At 43.3% G+C, this 18468-nt stretch carries 12 protein-coding genes; 3 read left to right on the top strand and 9 right to left on the bottom strand.

The genetic code is table 11. The features are described from left to right. Window positions 1-13 precede the first annotated feature (13 nt). From AABK39_RS08960 to AABK39_RS27725, 4 genes are all read right to left on the bottom strand, one after another. Window positions 14-772, bottom strand: a complete 759-nt coding sequence (locus tag AABK39_RS08960; protein WP_338394591.1) for a hypothetical protein — start codon at window positions 770-772, stop codon at window positions 14-16. Between the two features lie 214 nt (window positions 773-986). Next, window positions 987-3278 carry a TonB-dependent receptor gene (locus AABK39_RS08955; RefSeq protein ID WP_338394590.1) on the bottom strand — a complete coding sequence of 764 codons (2292 nt, stop codon included), beginning with the start codon at window positions 3276-3278 and terminating at the stop codon, window positions 987-989. 63 nt (window positions 3279-3341) lie between these two features. Beyond that, window positions 3342-4019 (bottom strand): GTP cyclohydrolase I FolE, encoded by a 678-nt coding sequence (folE, locus tag AABK39_RS08950; RefSeq protein ID WP_338394589.1) that lies wholly within the window; start codon window positions 4017-4019, stop codon window positions 3342-3344. 17 nt (window positions 4020-4036) lie between these two features. After that, complete coding sequence (locus AABK39_RS27725) at window positions 4037-4435, bottom strand: MerC domain-containing protein (RefSeq protein ID WP_421825159.1); 399 nt, start codon at window positions 4433-4435, stop codon at window positions 4037-4039. Window positions 4436-4798: 363 nt separating this feature from the next. On the opposite strand from AABK39_RS27725, the gene AABK39_RS08945 reads away from it, so the two are divergent. Further along, window positions 4799-6184: a TlpA family protein disulfide reductase gene (locus tag AABK39_RS08945; RefSeq protein ID WP_338394588.1), complete on the top strand. Its 1386-nt coding sequence runs from the start codon at window positions 4799-4801 to the stop codon at window positions 6182-6184. Window positions 6185-6261: 77 nt separating this feature from the next. On the opposite strand, the gene AABK39_RS08940 is transcribed toward AABK39_RS08945, so the two are convergent. After that, complete coding sequence (locus AABK39_RS08940) at window positions 6262-7275, bottom strand: alpha/beta fold hydrolase (RefSeq protein WP_338394587.1); 1014 nt, start codon at window positions 7273-7275, stop codon at window positions 6262-6264. Window positions 7276-7290: 15 nt separating this feature from the next. After that, a complete protein-coding gene (locus tag AABK39_RS08935; protein WP_338394586.1) occupies window positions 7291-8454 on the bottom strand; it encodes a BamA/TamA family outer membrane protein in 1164 nt (387 codons plus the stop codon). A gap of 397 nt (window positions 8455-8851) precedes the next feature. On the opposite strand from AABK39_RS08935, the gene AABK39_RS08930 reads away from it, so the two are divergent. Both AABK39_RS08930 and AABK39_RS08925 read left to right on the top strand, forming a co-directional pair. Further along, the gene (locus tag AABK39_RS08930) at window positions 8852-9982 is read left to right on the top strand and encodes a helix-turn-helix domain-containing protein (RefSeq protein WP_338394585.1); all 1131 of its coding nucleotides are present in this window, start codon (window positions 8852-8854) and stop codon (window positions 9980-9982) included. 236 nt (window positions 9983-10218) lie between these two features. After that, window positions 10219-11931 carry an alpha/beta fold hydrolase gene (locus AABK39_RS08925; RefSeq protein ID WP_338394584.1) on the top strand — a complete coding sequence of 571 codons (1713 nt, stop codon included), beginning with the start codon at window positions 10219-10221 and terminating at the stop codon, window positions 11929-11931. 107 nt (window positions 11932-12038) lie between these two features. Here AABK39_RS08925 and AABK39_RS08920 read toward each other — a convergent pair whose 3' ends face one another. From AABK39_RS08920 to AABK39_RS08910, 3 genes are read right to left on the bottom strand one after another with little or no spacing between them, the layout of a single operon-like run. Beyond that, on the bottom strand, window positions 12039-12707 hold the full coding sequence (locus AABK39_RS08920; RefSeq protein WP_338394583.1) for a hypothetical protein: 669 nt from the start codon (window positions 12705-12707) through the stop codon (window positions 12039-12041). A gap of 19 nt (window positions 12708-12726) precedes the next feature. Beyond that, the gene (locus AABK39_RS08915; protein WP_338394582.1) at window positions 12727-15555 is read right to left on the bottom strand and encodes a DUF6493 family protein; all 2829 of its coding nucleotides are present in this window, start codon (window positions 15553-15555) and stop codon (window positions 12727-12729) included. 50 nt (window positions 15556-15605) lie between these two features. Then, window positions 15606-18431: a DUF6493 family protein gene (locus tag AABK39_RS08910; protein ID WP_338394581.1), complete on the bottom strand. Its 2826-nt coding sequence runs from the start codon at window positions 18429-18431 to the stop codon at window positions 15606-15608. Between the last annotated feature and the right edge of the window lie 37 nt (window positions 18432-18468).

Raw genomic sequence — 18468 nt, 5'->3', positions numbered from 1 at the left:
AAATCAGCCCTGTTTACCAGTAAAAATGCCGACTCGCTAATTCGGGATAACTCCAAGCACGTCCGTCATAAAAATAATTGAATGGAGCCGAATCCGTCAATTGCCCCAGATTCACCGATCCCCAAAATGACTCCGAAACCGAATTCCCAAAACGTACCCGTAACGAAGTCATCGTAGCGCCGCTAAAAATCAAAGCGTTACCCAAAACCACCTCTCCTGGAGGTAAATGTACCATTGAAGCACCCGAAAGGCAAAAGAAATTAAATGGCCGGGCAAGAGTTTTCCAATGGCCATCCAAATCACGGGCTTCCACACTCAAATCTAAATATTCAGGCACCCCTATATTCACAGGGATGCTGTTTTGATTTACAATCAATACTGGATAGGCTAAATAATATTTATCAATAGTAAAGCCTCTTTCTTTCTTAACTAGAATACGCTGAGTCGTGTCCACCAGCACCTCTAATTTTGTCCACTCCCAATAACCCAATGCACTTAATCTTCTGTCCACACTGTCACTTTCGTAACACAAATAATCAGACATGATTTTTGAATTCCAATACGGGCTTAGGTCATTTCCAACCCTGATACTGTCTTGTAACTTTCCGATGTATAAGTAACGGCATTCGACTCTTTCGGGGACCCAAGCAACTCGCTCTTTGAATCCTCTGGTATCCAATCCCTCTATTACCGGAAAACCACCCACTTTCTGACCGGCACAGAAAACCGGAACTAATATAAAAAAGACTAAAACTGGAATTAGACCCTTCATAAGACGAGGTTTTATTCTCAAAAAATTGATTACACATTCAAACTAAATAATTAACAGATTAGATTCAACTAATTTTTTAATTATAAGGTGTAATGCCGGTTCGTTGAGTCTCTTATACCTCTAATTGCGCAAAAAAAAAATGTCCGCCGAAACGGGGCGAAAGAAGTTGCTAACATAACGATATGAGTAACCCCGCCGGCGGACAATGTTCTTGTTAATTCATAAATCCAAGTTTAGCTCCCACAAAGTAAGTCCTCGGCGCCGACGGCCCGTAAATGTAACCGCTGTCACGGTCTTTACCCAAATCGAAATCGTCCTGATAAGCGTTGAAGATATTCCGGATCCCACCGAAGAATTCCAAATCGTGTCCGCCGGCGCCGATATGTAGCGTCTTCGACAGTTTAATATGAGTTTCCCAAAATTCAGGCGAATCGTAATAGGAATCTTCCGTAACACCCGGCGCGCCGGCGAAATGCGGCACTTTCATACTGCCGGTATACACACCCGACAATGACACGTAAGCCTCCGAAAAAGGAAAATAGGTCAATGTCCAGAAACCGTAATCGTTCGGTGTGCGAAGAAAATCTTTGGTAGCCGGCAAACCTTCCAAATACTTCACGCCCTCGTCGTAACTGCTCCGCTGGAAAGTAACACCCGCTTCGGCCTGTATTTTTTCCCTAAAAGCTCCCCTTAGCTCAAAGGTAAGGCCGGTAACAGTCGAGTTATCCCCGTTCTTTTTGCGCATAATGGTATTACCTTTTTCATCTTCCCCGTCTTCCTCAAAAACGAACGTGTCGAACAACCGGGTCCGGAATCCTTCCAGACTGATACCGTACATAAAATCCGCCGTCGATCGTTCGTAATTCACTGACAAGGAAAAGCTCCTCGACCGTTCTTCCTCCAATTCCGGATCAAAGGCCGGCAATGTCACCCCTCCTTCCGAAAAGGCCAAATGAAGGTCGGTGTCAAATGCCTGTGGCGCCCGATAGCCCGTCGAATACGCGCCACGGAACTGGAAATTACCCAACCGGTACAGCGCGCTGACCCTGGGCGATGCGATTAGTCCGTCCACCAAATTATGTTTATCAACCCGCACGCCGGTCAACAATGTCAACGCCGGCGTAATTTCCCAATCACTTTGGGCGAAAACCCCTCCCTGACGCACATCTTGGTCTATCAGATAATCGTACAGAGGTATTTTGTCGAAAGTATAATCGTATTTGATTTCCCCGCCCAAAGACAACACATTCTTTCCTCCCAGAAAATCCGCCAAAGTTGTATTCAGCTGAAATCCTCCCAATAGCGTCCAGTTTTTCGTGTTTCCATAAGCCTCCAACGGCGCTTCGCCCTGATCGAAATTGTTCACGCCCGTATAATGTTTCCGGCGAGTATCCTGCCCCGAAAAGTAAGCGGTCAGATCCCAGCCTTTGCCCTCATACTCGAAGTCCAACCCGCCAATCAGGACATGGTGGATCCGTTCCTCGGCCTGATCTGCCAAATGGGCTACGGTATTCAGTTTGTTGCCACCTCGCCTGTCTTCATATATGCTGTACAGGTTGGCGCCCAAGGTAGCCCTGTCGCCCAACATCAGGAAAGCGTCCGTACCGAAAGAATTGGTCCGCAACTGGGCCATTTCTGAAAAACCGTCGCCGTTAGCGTCATAGCCTTCTCGCTTTCTCCTTGTTCCGAAAAACGACAGGCCCGCTGTCGCTGACTCGTTCACAATGGTTCCGTTAACGTTAAACTGATTGTCCGCCTCTTCTCCGTCAATCAACGAAATGCTGTTCGAAACCGAATACGAGTTGCTTTTCGGCTTTTTCGTAATTACGTTCACCGTGCCCGCTATAGCGCTGGATCCGTACAAAGCCGAACCGCCACCGCGAACCACCTCCACACGGTCTATCAGGTTGGTAGGAATCTGTTCCAGCCCGTACAAGCCCGTCAAGGCGCTGAAAACCGGACGGCTATTGATCAATATTTGGGAATAACCGCCCTGAAGGCCGTTCATCCGTAGCTGAGTATAATTACACGTTTGGCAGTCGGTCTCCACCCTAAGTCCCGGCTGAAAAGACAAGCCGTCCGACAAAGTGGCCGATTGCGTGAACTCAAGCGTTTGCGCGTTCAGAACATTCACGGCCACGGGGCTTTCCGTAATTTTCCGTTGTGTCCGGGTTCCGGTAACCACCACTCGCTCCAATGTTTCCGCATTCTCTTCCAAAAGAATGTTGATTTCACGATTTATCCCCGTCTCTAAACGGATCTTCTTGGCGTATTCTTTCATTCCGACATGCGAACAAACCAAACGGTATTCGCCCTCTGGTATACCATCGATCCTAAAATTGCCTTCGCCGTCGGTAACGGCTCCATAAGAAGTGCTCCTCAAGCCGACCTGCGCCAGTTCGACAAAGCCCGAAGCGCTCCTGATACGTCCATATATCGAGGCTCCTTGCGCAAGGCCCTCGGTCAGCGCAATCAATATAATAATTAAGGTGATGAGCGATCTCATTTCTTATCTGAGTCTGGTTTGATGAGTTGAGTTTATTTCGTGTGATTGTCTACACCTAGGGTATCAAACAGAAAAACTTTGCGCACGCCCCGCCTCCAACAACTTCAGAAACTGGTCACGTTTTGTCGAGTCGTTAAACACGCCCCCGTATTCCATCGTGGTCGTAAAACTGCTTTTGTCCTTAATGCCCCTTGAGGAAACGCACAAGTGTTTGGCGCTAACGATGACAATTACACTTTCGGTTTCCAATGATTCCTGAAGGTCTTCCAACACCTGAAGACACAAACGTTCCTGCACTTGTGGTCTGTGCGAATAATAATCAACCAAACGGTTAATCTTGGACAATCCGACAACCTTGCCCGAAGGAATATAACCGATATGGGCATAACCCACGATCGGCAGAAAATGGTGTTCGCAAACAGAATCGACTACAATGTCTTGCTCTACCAATATCTTGTCATAAGCATACTTGTTCTCAAAAGCGGAAACCTTTGGCCTTCGGTCCGGACGCAAGCCATAGAACAGTTCTTTGACATACATTTTCGCCACCCGATAAGGAGTTCCCGAAAGGCTGTCGTCCGTTAGGTCAAGGCCCAGCTCTTCCATAATCCGTTCGAAGTGGCGTTGGATATTCTTTACCTTAACCTCGTCAGGTTTATCAAAGGCGTCGGCGCGCAAAGGCGTATCCTTATTGACAAGGACATGGTTGTCCCCTATTAATTCTTTTTGGACATCATCCATATTCGGAAAAATTGGAATTAAGATACCGCGCAACAAGCCTCGGCTTCGCACGCGCAATATTTTCGGTTATACAAGTGTAGAATAATCAAACTAACAGCCGGAGATTGCGCCAAAATTTCGGAGACCTCAAATACCCCAAAGTACTCATTTGAGACACTTAAGGACAAAAGCACCCAAGCTATCCATAACGCATAGCGCATCCACCCCCTAGAACTGTTGCCCACCGAACGATATACCGCTACGAAAGAGACTAACAGGAACAATAAATCTATCGATCGCCACCATGACGGCGCCACCTCACAACAACTAGCCGCACAAGTCTGGGCGACAAACAAAAACGGTGTAATAGTACAGTGGACCAAGCAAAGCCCGCTTGCCCAGGCACCTATAAAATCAGATTTGAGAGGAATGGACATGATTCTATTATTACGCAACATGGTTGCAAATATACGATCAAAAACAACAAACGCAACAGTGTTGCATTTATATTGTCAAGAAAAGAAATCTCCTCAAAAAATTAGAGTAACCTCATCTAGGGGTTACAGCTAAAAGAAAATCCCAAAACGCATCTGTGATTTTTATATATTAAAATTCTAACACACACAAACCATATTTATTCTTATATTTATATATATTTTAATTATAAATAATTTTTATCGATGAAACAACCTGCTTTTTCTACCTTTTTACTTCTGACTTCCCTAATTTTTCTAGCCTGTGGTGATGTTAAAGACCAAGAAAAACTAACTCCAGCCACTTTTAAAGGCACATTAGAAAATATGCCCAAAAAGAACCAAGCCATAACATTACTTTACCCGCAAAAGGCGAAAGCCCAAAGAATCCGTGTTCATCAAAACGGCGACTTTAAGATTGGTTTTGAAAATTACAGAATCTATAGGCCCAAGTTTGTACAACTTGATATTGACGATCAAGGAACTTCATTCGACCGAAAAAAATCCACACAACTGTTCATTGACCCAACCCATAGCCTGGAACTAAAGGGCAACTATAGAAACTTTCCCGAAGGAATCACCTTTACAGGTCCAGACGCTGAAGTCAATAACTTTCTGGCGAAGTTCACGATTTCCAAACGAAAGAAAATCAATAATGCCAATATCAGTAAACTCAGCACAAAGGTGAACGTTAATGCTTTTTTGGATTCATTGGATTTATATTTCGACCATCTGGAAGACGAAATCTTACTCGGTGAATTACCTAAAAAATGGAAAACGATCCTTTCTGAGGAACTGCCTTACGAAAAAGCCGGACTGATGATTCCAAATGGAACAAACCCGAGATACCATAATTATTACGCCAGTCCGGAATTCCCTGAAATCCTTTCTCTTTTCGAAAAAATTAGAAATGAAAAGCCGTTTTGCCGACCGGAACTGGCTATCAGTTACCATTATCAAAAATATCTGAATTTCATGCTGGATCAAGACGCCAAAATGGTAGCCTTGGCAAAAAGCGCAAATCATTCCGAAACCGACACAGCTTACCACACCCTCTACGCACAGGAATACGATCGGCTAATCCAAAAACATTTCAAAGATTCCACTCTTAATTTTATCCTAAACGAAGAGAACCTTATTTATCGACTTGAACACTTTGTCTCCGAAGGAACTGAAGAGGTATACAATCGCCATAAAAACCAAACGAAAGACACCGCCATTCTAAATTACTACAGCCACGTATTCAAAAATATCAAAGCGTTATCACCGGGAAAACCGTTACACGACGCAACTTTTACGAATATAGAAGGTGATACCGTTTCAATCTCCTCGCTAATTACGGACGGAGCATTATTTTACGTATGGCTCGGAAGAAACGGGCTGGAACAGCCAAACGAGAAAGAGCTGATGAAAATCCTAAAAGAATATGAGGACAAAGGCCTAAAAGCCGTCGGGCTCTGCTTTAACGGCAACCGCAAACACTGGGAAGAGACTATCAAAAAACACAAAGTACCCGGCGAAAGCCTTTTCTCCGGACATTCGGGCCAAGCCATGGGATTCATTGAGCAACACTATTTCCTTCCCGACGATATAAGGAAATATCCTCGGTTGATTCTTATCGGAAAGAACGGAAAGATTATAAAGCCCAGGCTTCCCCAACCCGGAATGGGGCTTAGAAGGGGCTTGGAAAAATTTCTCAAGGAAAAAGTTTAAGAAACCTCCGGCAATCGTCTTCCAAAAGATTACGGTTGCCGGAAAAACCACCTCAGCCCTGATTACAAACATTTTTCTTACAAATCTTTACGACCTATTTCATCTCTCATAAAAACACTTATAACTTCCGCAGTCTCTTTCGGCTTTTCAATCATAGGCATATGCCCCGCTTCATCCACCAAAACGAGTTTACTTCTTTTGATATATTTCTTGAATTTTTTTTCAACACGTAGAGGCACCAAAGTATCTTCCCTTCCGGCCATTATCAAGGCCGAGCATTTAATCTCTGGCAATCTAGGCAACAAATCCTGCGGATTAAGAGACACCAGATAAAGCCCTTGCCGAAACATTAGAAGCTGCGCCTCCCTATTTCCCCGATAACGCAATACTCTGCCAAACCACCTTACGAAAGGTTCCGTAATCAAGGCATGGTTATAAATCATTTTCTTTAGAGCCTCCCGTATCACGGCAGGACCGATAAACTTGCTCCCCAAAGTTTCCAACCACGTTAATGTCTTGTATGCGGGATCATCAGGCCCAACCGGCTTAACATCCGTAAATATAGAAGCGTCGTACCCGTTCTCACCATTCGGTATTCCTTCAGAATCAACCAAAATCAATCCTTCCACTTCATCAGGGTAAGCTAAAGCCATCTCTAGCGCTATACCTCCCCCAAATGAGTTACCCGCAACCGTATACTTATCAACTCCCAAACTCTGCAAAAGCATATGTACAGCGTCGCGCTCAGTAATTCGTGTATATACATTCTCAGGATAAGCACCCGTCAATCCATGGCCAAGTAAGTCCATCGAAATCAAACGGTAATCATCCTTCAAATACGGAATCCATCCTTCCCAATTTTGCAACGACCCAAACCCTCCATGAATCATTACCAAGACTTTACCTTCCCTATTCCCTTCATCCCTATAATGCATACTGGCCCCATTAGGCAAGTCGGCGAATCTGGAAGTTACGCTGACATACTCAGACAAGTCTTCCCTTGTAAGGTCTGATTTATAAAAAACAGCAAATACGGCAAGCAAGGCCACAACAATCAATAACGAAAAGCCTATTATTATCTTTTTGACCATAACTCTATTCTCTCTTTAAAAAGACTCCGAAACCCCTATAAACACCACGCTTTTATTATCCGAACCCATTCCATAATCAAGCCTAAGGTTCATACGCTCCTTATCTAGAACCCTATAACGCACCCCCGCTCCATAGGCCACTTTCATTTTTCTGAACAAGCTCTTGTCAAATTTATCAGATGAATTTCCCAAGCCGGCAAACACTACGCCTCCGTAACGCTTCCCGAAATCATGCCTATATTCAACCTGCGAGAAAATTGCCTGTTTATTGATGTAGCGATTGGGGTTATCCAAACCCCGAAGCTTATTCGGCCCTGCTATGGTTGGCAACTGATAATAAGGAACATCCCCATTAACTGACTCTATCACAAATTGAGTGGCAAATACACCTTTTGACCAATACGATGCGTAACGCCTAATATCAACCGAATACCTTTGAAAGGTAAAATCGGAACCCAAATCATCCTCGTAAAAATTTGACCTCACTATCGCATACATACCTTTGGTCGGTACGTTGAAATGATCCCTTGTGTCCCAGACTATTACTGGACCCAAGCCCAAAGCTTTGCTACTTCCCATCCATTTTTCAAACCCACCTGAACTTTGGTCCTGAAAGGTCCTGTTCTTAACATTCATATACTCCGTATGTAAGCCGAACTCCAGATCCCTGCCAGTTTGACGAGTTATATCCAGAAATGCCTCCATACGACGAGTATTGTATTTTACAAAGACACCCTCCACTTCCTGTTTTCGATAAAAGTAACGATCAACAAACTTCTCATATCCCAAACCCGAGACTATATGCCATTTTCTATACGGAATATCGACCAAAAGATCCGCACTAACATACCCCTTTGTAGAGATGGCTAAACTTGGTGCTAATAAGATGGGACGAGAGGTTTTGTTATTGCCTTTAGTTGTATGAAAAAAGAACATAGGCAACACACCAAATTCAAGACCTTTCACATTATCATTACTTATGATCGGCAAAATACTGTAAGAAGCCACCTCCCCATTATGGTAGAAAAGAGAATCGACCTTTGACATCCTCCTCTTCACTCTTTGTATACCTGACTCCTCTTCCCCTGGATTATCTTTCGTTGCTTGCGCATTGGCAAATTGTATCGCACTACATTTTGCCACCAATACCAGCGCAAACACTATCAGTCTGTTCTTCATCGGATTTCTCTTTTGCATTTACATTTCCACACAAAAGTATCCGTATCCAAAACTGAAGTCTGCCCACTTTATAATTAGGGATCAAAAACATATCCCACATCATAAAACAGAACCAACAAACCAATATAAGTCAGTCATTTACACCGAAAATAATTCTTATACATTAAGATAATTGACAACTTAACCCTCATTCCAAATTCTCTCTTTCCCCATTGAAAAACTATTTTCACAACCTATGCAATGAAAAAAATCAACGTACTTCGCTAACCTAACGTCCTCTTCCAGTCAATCTTCAGCACCAATTTACAACTCAAACACTTCCTTCTTCGAAGCAGACAAAACTATTATTCAAAAAAACTATTCAGGTTAATAAGCATACTAAATCAATTTCCAACCTATGGACTTAATACTAAACGCATTCCCCCTTTTCGGCCTAATCATTAGTCTGCTTTTAATTGTCACTATCTACACAAGTAAAAGCAGTCCGCCCCTGAACTCATGGGCGAAAACAGTTCTAATAATCATCTTGCTGATGAATATTCATTACCTAATCGACACATTCCTTTTTTACAACGGATACCTTGAGCCATTTATGGGCCTCTCATACTTACATTCTCACCTTATCGGTCCACTTTTCCTGTTATACACATATTTGATTTCTTCATCCAGGATAAAAATCAAAAATTGGATTATAGGACTATCAGCATATTCAGTCTTAAAATTTTTCATCGCCTATAAAATAGGCTTACATATTGTTGAAAGCGAGCATAATCCAGACGGAAGCGAAATCATACATTACTTAACACACCAATTCCCTATCATGGCAGACTATGTCATAACTGTAGCTCTAAATATCACTTGCTTAACCCTAGCCTATCTGAAAATCAAAAGTCTCACAAAGAGCATACATCTTAATGGAGTTGAAAAGCTAAATTACAACTGGCTCCAAAAAACCACATTGTTTCTTATCGCCCTTTACTCACTACTACTCATTAGCGCAATAAACAATGATCTGTTTTTTTCCATCTATAAACTTGAAGGTTTTCTGATAACCGTTTCTATTCTTGTGTTGGTTTTCTATTCTTTTCGTTTTCCAATTTTTGCCGTTTGCGAGCAACCTAATTTTTCACCCGAAACGCCGGAACCCAAACCTAAATACGAAAACTCAACTCTCACAAAAAACAAGGCCGAACTTCTTTGGGAAACGATAAATAAACTGATGCTAAACGAAACCCCTTACCACGATCCCGATTACAGGATCAATAATCTAGCCCTAGCCGTCGGAGAATCTATTCACTGGGTATCGCAAGTGATCAACGAAAAATCAGGAATGAACTACTCCGATTATGTAAACTCCTTCAGAGTCAAAGACGCTAAACGCCTACTAGATTCCAATGAGACAAAAAGGATGACGATACTTGCCATCGCTTTCCAAGTTGGCTTTAACAGCAAAACCACTTTTTATAATGCGTTTAAAAAGCAAACAGGAATGACCCCGAGCCAATACCTGAAACAGCGTAAATCGTAAACGGAAGGGTAGCTTCAAAAAAGCAAACCAGCCTATTTATAATCCATAATTAGAAAATCATCGGATACATTGGTTTCTTAACTCCCAAAACCAACCGAAAGTGAGCTTTCAAATTATCGAATACGATTACACCCTGAAAATCAACAACTCAGAACAAAATCACTTGCGCCACTATAAAATTCAACTTATCTTATAATTGAGATAAAAACACTTTTTCACAGCACTAACGAGCGCTAATGATGATTCCAAAAAACTTTATACTCTCCGCCATTTTCATTTTTGCCATGAGCAATGGATTTGCTCAAAACCTTATTCCCTTTGACTGGAAACTTACTTTTAACGACGGCTTAAATAAAGAAAAATCGATGCCGTTCAGTATGTTATTGTCATGGGAAAGGCAAGGTCTATATTATCAAAAGCCCTCTGGGGTTCTGCAAACCAGCTTTTTCGTTCCCAAACAAAATCCTACGGATTTTAACCTCGAAATAACCCTTCTCGCTAGTGTTGATAGTGTGGAAATTAACGGACACTATATCGGCGGTGGTTTCAACACTGGATTTGTATGGTCGATAAGTCCAGTATATAAGTCGAAAAAGTTTAAAGTGCCGAGTAAATATTTGAAATTCAATAAAGAAAACAGCATTAAGATTAAATGTTCCAACTATTCATATACAGGAGGAAAAAATCATAACGCTGTCAAACTTTACCGAAACGTTCAGCCGGATTCAAGAATCGCAATTTCCTACAAACCCGAAAATCATGTTTTTGAAAATCCCGCCAACATTTCTTTAAACATTAACATTAAGCCCAAATCAAGGGGCCAAATCGATCTCCTGATTAAAAATGATTTCCACAAAACTGTCGTAAAAAGAAAAATCAAAACCGTAAAAGGGAAACAGTCATACGAATTGGACCTAAGTTCCGAAAAACTCAAACCCGGATTTTATACCGTTACCGCCATTCTGAAAAACGACGGATATTTAGGTGCCAGCAGTTTTTTCTGTGTAGCCCCTACCAAAATCGAAATAGCTAAAAATGAACCTAAAGGGTATTTCAAATATTGGCAAAACGCTATTGAGGAGCTGAAAACGGTAAAGCCAAATTTTGAAATCGAAAAGCGGGAGGATCTATGTTCGGAAAACAGAAATGGATATATCGTAAAAATGAAATCAGTTGGAAATGTGGATATTTACGGCTACTATTTCGTTCCCAAAAAGAAAGGGTCCTACCCTACTATTTTGCACCTGCCTGGCTACGGTTACGGTTTTGAACATTTGAATGGCTTCTTACAGAGTAAAAACGAAATTGTAGAATTGGCACTATGCGTAAGAGGGCACGGGCTGAGTAAAGAATCGTTTAAAACGGATTTTCCAGTTCCGGGTTTCTTCGGACACGGTATCTGCGATATTGACAAAACCGCCTATCGCCAAATATTTATGGATTGTTTGCGCGCTGTGGATTTCTTGGGTTCCCGTCAGGAAGTGGATCAATCCAAAATCGGCGTGATGGGCAGTAGCCAAGGCGGTGGGCTTGCTTTAATGACAGCCGGTTTGCTTCCCGACAGGATAAGCGCTTGCGCATATGGCGATCCGTTCCCTACCGATATGAGAAACCATATTCAGGTCCGCACCCTCATCAAAGACGAAGTGCGTAGTTTCCTTGATTATTATGGCAATAGCTGTGATTTTGAGGCAGGATTGAGAACACTTGACTTTCTTGATACTAAGCATTTTGCAAAACGTATAAAAGCTAGCACACTCTACATAGCCGGACTGGTTGATGATGACTGCCCACCGAGGTTGGGGTTCTCAGCTTTTAACGAAATTAACTCCAAAAAAGAATACGTGGTATTCCCCAACGACAGCCACATCGGCGAATCGAATTGGTCAACGGAAATGATGAATTTCTTCAAAAAGGAATTTAAATTCCAAACGACTGAGAAACAGTAGCATTTCACAGAATAGGGTTAAAACATTAATCTGTCATTTCCGATTTTGATAACCGACCCAAACAAAAAGGGCGGACACCTTAAGATGTCCGCCCTTTTTGTGAAAAATCAAATCTGGAAAAACCTGAATGACTCGCATATATCGTCAAATTCTCTCTCATCTCGGAAACAGCAAAAAGCTTCGCCTATCGCGTCTCCTTTTGCCGTCAAATTAATCGTCATCAACGCATCCGCTTTTTCATAGACAATAAGGTCATTTGCCCTTGCCACAACTGTCCAGGCCGAATCCAGAAACGTTTTCAATTTCCGGCCAAGGCTTTTGTCACGCAACTCTATTGCGCTCAGCATTCCCGAATACAAAAAACCTGTTTCATAATCCTCATGAAAACTTTCGTCCGCCATAATACATTGATTATAAAGCGACGCTTTCATAAAAGTATCGATATCCGTTTTTTCGTCATACCAATTCCCACCTCCCCGGTTTTCGGAAGAATAAACGGCTCCGTTCTCGGAAACAGCCCAATAGACAACGGATTGGTTTTCTTCCAAAAAGATCAGCTTCCCATCCTCCTCCGAAAGTGATTTAGGCCGGACAAAGCGAGAAAACGCGTTAGCGAACAGGTCATTTTTGCCGATCATCAAATAAAAATCCCTAAGAGGCTTCGGTAACTCTTTGCCTAACCGCCTTTCAGCTTCCTCTATTTCCGTCAACGAATAACCTTCATCCGGCTTCGGCTCCCTTAAAAGTAACCGCTTACAGATTTCTTTAATATCCATGGGTAAATAAGATTTCAGGTTAAATTTGAACAGGCTCTTGCTCCGTTAAGGCTTTCAGAACTTTACGCAATGATGCCGTTTTATTCCATACGGCAAATTTCTCATTTAAAACTTCATCCGCCTCTTTCCTTGGAAATTCCCGATAAATCTCCAACAAAGCTTTCAGCCCTTTTACTGGCTTATCTTCCAAATTGGCCAACATAACCCTCAAAGTATTTCCCAAGGCGATATTTTTCTCCGCCGACAGGTGCAACATCGATGACGACAGCAAATCCGTGAACCGCTTCAAAGGGATAAACTCAGCGGCGTAAAATGCCCCCAAGACTTGACCAAAGGCCCCGTCATCAATCAGCTCATAATAAACAGCTCTTTCCCAAATAGCGACAGCCATTGCTCTCAACGTTTTGTCAGGACATGTCATGATACCCGCTAAAAACAGAAGATCGGCTCCTTTGATAGGTTCGTTAGCGTAAGTCAACATTTGGTCAGCGATGCGTTGCGCAATTCGGGACTCACTAGCCTCACCGGTTAAATCGGAATAACGGAATAAAGCAATAACAAGCGTGGCCATCAACTCTTCCCGCCGGTTTGGCGCCAAGGTCAAATAACGTTCGGTGTCGGCTTCCAAAGTGTACAAGTCACCCCTGCTCAAACCCAAAGCGCTATAAAAAACATCGCTACTTTTTTCCTTGAACGGGAGGTTCGTTTTCTTCCCGTCATAACCGTGCTTTACGCCAGCCAATTTCAGGATTTTGTATTCATACGGCTTCATTTCATGTGTTTTCGTCTGCGCATTCCACGTATTATAGCGCCTCACTTCCACTCCAAATTCATAAGCCCTGATTTCCGGCTCGGATCTCGTTATCGTAACCGTAGACCAAGCGCCCCCTTTCTTTACGATATCGCCGTCTTTTTCTTCGGGAGAAAAAAGGTAGGCCAAAAGTCTGCTCGCCTGACCTTCTAGCTCCTTTCCCGCTCTTTCCACCAACGCCTCCGATCTTTCCGGATACGTTCGTGCCATGGCCGTTTCCAAGTCCATTTGCCCGATGTCCTTTCCGGCTTTTTGCCAAAGCTTTATCCGGTCGATCAATACCGCCGGCTCAAGCCAAGAAGGTTTGTGCGTGGGCGAAGACAAAAGCGGAAGATAGGTCTCCTCACGCACAAACGTCAACATTTCCAACATCCGCTTGCGGTAAATCTTCAGGTACGGATGTTCTTGTGAGAACTTCAAATACTCCAAAGTAAAACGCCAACCGCCTTTTTCTTTATCATTCGGATCGTCATTCTTCTTGTTGATACGTTCCAAAGCGTTTGCGTCATCCGCAAATCGCTCGCAAAGCATCTTCGTATAGTCGATAAAACTATACGCCATAAACTTGTCGCAATAGCCTATTCGGGAATTGACAAAGTCACCGCCAACCTTATGCGCCCGTTGCAGCGCCGGGCCCAAAGCGGGCAAGTCTTTCGCTTTCAAAAGCGGATAAAAACGAAGCAAAGACTCCATAAACACATCGACGTGATACGGCGTATGGTTATCGAAAGCTTGGCTCAGGAAAAAGACGAACGAATCGATATCGTCCGGATATTCTATTCGGTTTTCATCGGATAGCGACGATGGCAAAACGCCATTCCCTTCTTCGGGTAAAGCCTCTATTTCCTCTGAAAAATAAGCTGACAGTATATTCCGGGCATCGCCACAGATTTCTTGGGCGAAAGGCTCCAACGTCCCTTTCAATTCCTCGTCCACTTCCGCAGGCGAATGTTTGGCAATCAACTTCGCCACTTTGACCTGAATCGTCGCTTTCTTATTTGCGAATAAATCCGCCACTATGCCACAAATCTCTAGCGCACGGTCAGGATGACGCTTCGCCAGACCCTCCAAAACAGCCAAAGTCCCGTTAATTACGGTTTGCGTCTCGCTTCCCAGCAATAGCGGACAATTATCCAAAAAACCATCCCGATCGAAATCGTCCTCAGCGCAAATTCCTTTATATAAACGCAACAAACGGCTTAAAGCCTTACTCTGGCCACAAGAAAAGGTCGCGTTAATATCGGCTTGCATTTCCAGCAGTTCTTCTTTCGTAGGATTTAGCGATTCAAACAGATCAACCATCCAGCCGCTGAGTAACTTGTTAAATCCTTGATTCAACGCGGACAGGCATTCACTCAACAATCTTCCACGGTCTATATCTTTCCGCTCGACGAGATGAAGAAAAATATCCACCCATGTCTCGTCTTCTCCCTTTTCGGTTCGGCATCTATGAAAATTTATATTCGAAGGATAATGGAACAAAAGCCAAATATGCCCGCCCAAAATCTCGGGATATTCACGAAGGTTGTCCATATCATATCCGTTTTGGTATAGGCGCAAGCCTTCGGGCTCGGGAAGCTTTAGCAAAGTCCTCACAATCATTTCCGGAATTGGATCCAATATGCCACGATCACGCAAACTCAACATCCACGGGTAGGTAATACCATAGCGCAACTGCTCATCTTGGGCATCCTCGTTCAGTATTTCACCGAAACCTTCGGGCACGTAAAAGTCCAATAATCTTTCTACATCCTGAATCTTATATCCCCATGTCCGCATCCGCTTGATATCCCGCTTGGAAAAGCAAAAAAGGGAAGCGATGTGCAAAACCCGCCATTGCTCTGGCGTACCGCGGGAGCTCCACCTGTTGGTGCCTTCTTCTTGTTCGTACTCCGAATAATACTTGACTAATTTTTTCACCAAGCTTCTTAAGCCGGTTCGCTGTTTATCACCAAGGGTTTTGAACAGTTCAATAGTTTGGTCAAACATTCCCTGCTCTATAAAATGGCTCAGATCAGCGTGTAAAACGGTGCTCATTTCTGTTTTTGAGTTTAAATGAAAAAACGAAAAAGGCTTATTCCCAAAGCCTAATTCCGTGCGGTAAGGCGATTGATGATTCTCTTCAATGAATTTACTTTACCCCAAACCTCAAATTTTTCGGTTAATGTATCCGGAACAGCGGTATTCGCTTCGAATACCAATTCGCCGTAAATCTCCAAAAGGGCTTTCAACCCTTTTATCGGTTTATCATCCAACAAGGTCATCATGGTTTCTAGAGCCTTCCGTAAAGCTTGGTTCTTTTCCACCGAAAGATTAAGCATTGATGAAGAAACCAAATCGGTAAAACGCTTCAGGGGAACGAATTCCATCGCATACATTTTCCCCAACGCTTCTCCGAATTTCCCGTCATCCAGTAATCCGAAATAGACGCCACGTTCCCAAAGCCCAACGGATTGTTCTCTCAATTCTTTGCTCGGGCCAGTGGCTATCAAAGCCAGAAATAGGGTTTCCGATCGTTGAAACGGCTCTTGGCTATATTCCAAAAGATAATTCAGAACCGAAGTTGAGACCAACCAAGTGGAAGCTTCGTTCAAACTGTCAGAGTAACGAAAACCATTAGCCACAACCGCCGCCAAAAGCTTTTCATGATGATGGGGCGCCAAAGCCAAATAACGCAGGGTATCGATTCCCAGATGCCCTAACTTGACACGACTCAAACCAATGGAAGAATAAAAGCCATCCATGTTTTCGCCTTTGAATGGATAGCTTATATCTTCCACTTCATGGCAATACTCAACGCCTTCGAAATCCAATATTTTTCTGCGTTCCTCTTTTCCTTTTGGTTTCGTTTCCCAATAATAATATCTTCTTGGTTCGTCCGTAAAAACATAACCTTTCGCAGGTTCCTCATTTTTCGTGATCGAGGCCGTAGACCATACGCTTTCTGGATTTTTTATATCTGACGATTCCCCATTCAGCATATAAGTCAATATTTCGCCCGGCTGACCTTGAATTTCCGACAAAGCCTTTTTCGGAATCTTTGGGTTATTTTCGAATGCCAATCTTGCGATAGCGTTTTCCCAATCCAATACGCAAAGTTCCTCTCCCGCATCTTGCCATAGTTTTGTTTTTTCAATCAACGTATCAGGACAAATCCAGGCGGGTTTATGCGTCGGAGAGGCTAGCAAGGGTAGCGTTTTTCCTTTACGCAAAAGTCGAAGCGCTTCTAACGCCCGTTTGTAAAAGATATGGAGAAAAGGGTGTTGCCCTGCCAAGCTCCAGGTTTCCAGATAAAAACGATTTCCTCTATTTGGAAAATACTTCACGGGATGTTTCGCTTTGTCTGCTTTCAAAAACCGGTCGCGTAGCCCCCGTAAAGTCTTGCTACCCTCCGGAAAACGCTCGATCAACAATCCGGAATATTCCAAAAAAGTAACGGCCATAACCCGATCGGTGAAACTAGCCCGATTACTTGCGACACCCGCGCTTACCCTTAATGATTTTTGCAATGCCGGATCGAATTTCGGCAGATCTTCAGGGTTGATTTCAGGATAAAACCGAACCAAAGAATCCAGAAATATATCAAAAGAATGGACATTACGCTGATCGAATACCTGGCTTAGGAAAAAAACGAATTCCTCGATATTTTCAGGATATTCGATCCGGTTTTCGTCGGATAAAACCGCTGGCAAAGTACCTTTTCCCTCCTTTGGTAATGTTGATTCTGTATTTTCGAGATATTCAGACAAAAGCTCTTTGGCTTCCGCACAAACATATTCGGAATAAGGCTCCAACATTTCCCGTATTTCCCGCTCCAAATCCAGAGTAGCGTGTTTTCGGATCAGCCTCGCTACCCTGACTTGAGCATTGGCTTTCGGATGGGTCAACGCTTCGGAGGCTATCCGGAAAACCTCTAACGCTTCTCTTGGATATTTCCCGGTTAATTTATCCAAAACGGAAATACATTCATTAATTACACCCAAAGTTTGGCTGGCCAGAGCCAAAGGACAATTTTCAAGAAATTCCTGCCGGGAAAAATCGGGATGGGTACAACTCTTTTTCAAGGAATGAAGCGCCAAACACATCGCTCCGTTATGCCCCAACGAAAACAAAGCGTTCAGTTCCGTCTGCAAGCCCAGAATCTCCGAAGCTTTTGGATTCAAATCCTTGAAAAGTTCCAAATACCAATTATTCAAAAACTTGCTAAGATTACGCGGGACGGCCAATAAACATTCCCTCAATAAGCGCAACCTATCTAGATCTCCATTAGTGGATAACGTCAAAAACGCATTTTTCCAGGTACGTTTCTCTCCTTCCGCACCCACTGCCGAATGATCGAAAATGACGGAGTAATGACTAAAAAACAGCCAGACATGTGATCGTAAGGTCTCCGGGAATTCATATAACCTCTCGATACTGAATATCTCTCGCCCCTTGGGTGTCACACCGCCAATACATGGCAAAAGCGTACGCACAATCAGTTCAGGGCAAGGATCAAGTATCCCCCGTTCCTTCAGGCTCATTACCCATCCATAGGTTATCCGATAGCGAAGCCACCCTCTCTTGGCCGATTCGTTCAGCATTTCGCCAAAACCTTCGGGGATATAAAACGAGAGCAAAGACTCCACTTCCCGGAAGTCGCTTCGCAAAATCGGTATTTTGGATAATTCCGTCTTAGGAAAAGTGAACAACATTGCCAGATGCAACACTTTGTCTTGCTCATTTGTAGCTCTTGGGCCCCATCGGTCTTTCTCATTTTCGACCTCTTCGCTATAATAAGCGTAAAGACTCTTGACCAAAGGAGCCAAGCCTTTTTGACTTTCATTATCCAAAGTCCGGAACATCGACAAAGCGCCTTCCACATCGCCTCGCACTACTATTTCTTCCAATTGAGCCTGTACGGAAGTTGTCATTCGACTAACGTTTAGGATGAAAAATCTGGGTATCGGT

The organism is Fulvitalea axinellae (genome assembly GCF_036492835.1).
In the GTDB taxonomy this organism is placed as follows: domain Bacteria; phylum Bacteroidota; class Bacteroidia; order Cytophagales; family Cyclobacteriaceae; genus Fulvitalea; species Fulvitalea axinellae.
The sequence above is the reverse complement of the archived record's forward strand: the minus strand, read 5'-3'. Positions and strand labels throughout refer to the sequence as shown.